A 458-nucleotide genomic window follows, 5' to 3' on the forward strand; every position below is an offset into this window, starting at 1 on the left:
AAAGTTCCCACGTTACTTATTGTGAACGTTCCTCCACGAACATCATCTGGCGAAAGTTTGTTGTTTCTCGCTTTATCTACAATAGAATTTACAGCTTTTGCTAAACCTTCTAAATTCAATTCATTAGCTTGATGAATAACAGGAACAATCAAATTATTACTTGGCAAAGCAGTTGCAATTCCAATATTTATCTCATTGTGTTTGATGATTTTAGTCTCAGTTTCATCAACCGATACATTAACCATTGGAAAATTTTTTATTGCACGAACAACACAATCTACAATTAACGGCGTAAACGTTAATTTTTGTTTATATTTTGCTTCAAAAGCAGCCTTATTTTCTTCGCGCCATTTCACAAAATTAGTAACATCAGGTTCTACATAAGCCGTCACATGAGGCGAAGTTTGTTTACTCTTTTTCATGTGTTTCGAAATCAATTGACGCATTTTATCCATCTC

1 protein-coding gene is annotated in these 458 nt (G+C 33.6%); it reads right to left on the reverse strand.

The annotated features are described in order from the left end of the window. A partial coding sequence (locus QWI17_RS06735) for a 2-oxo acid dehydrogenase subunit E2 (protein ID WP_302721761.1) occupies positions 1-446 on the reverse strand: 446 nt, incomplete at its 3' end. Positions 447-458 lie beyond the last annotated feature (12 nt).

The organism is Gilvimarinus gilvus (assembly GCF_030518155.1).
GTDB lineage: Bacteria > Pseudomonadota > Gammaproteobacteria > Pseudomonadales > Cellvibrionaceae > Gilvimarinus > Gilvimarinus gilvus.